This window comes from Oleiphilus sp. HI0086 (genome assembly GCF_001635225.1).
The window spans coordinates 1-463 of record NZ_LWFZ01000357.1; the positions used below are offsets into that span (position 1 = coordinate 1).

General features: G+C 41.9%; 1 protein-coding gene. It reads left to right on the top strand.

Annotation, left to right across the window (positions count from 1 at the left end; genetic code table 11):
* On the top strand, window positions 1-463 hold a 463-nt coding region (locus A3756_RS27250), incomplete at both ends, for a hypothetical protein (RefSeq protein ID WP_197481166.1).

The window sequence follows — 463 nt, forward strand, 5'->3', positions numbered from 1 at the left end:
TCAAAGCCACAGCTGCGAATATTAAAAGGCTAGCCTATAGCTGGGAACAGGCAGGCCATAATGAGAAAGCCATAGATATACTAAGTTCTAGCTCCTTTATCACCAACTACCAGGACTCTGCTGACAACCTAGCAATTTTAAAACAGTTAAGCCGGCTCTTGGTTAAACAGGCCTTATGGAATGAAGTGATTCAAGTCATCCACGAGGTGAGTGGAGGTTCCTACATGCAATGGTTAGCTCTCGAGAAAGACTATAACAAAGACAAGGTTTTGATCGGTCTGGAGTTAGGTAGGTCTTTATTTTATTCTGACAAACTCAATATGGCTGAAACTTTGTTTACTGCGCTTGACGATCACTTGAGTAAGCTAAAACAAAGCAAGGCAAACCGCCACCAAGCCGACACTATCGATATTCACATCATCGAAAAACAATTAGCTCAGTGGACAAATTACCTTGCCAACAT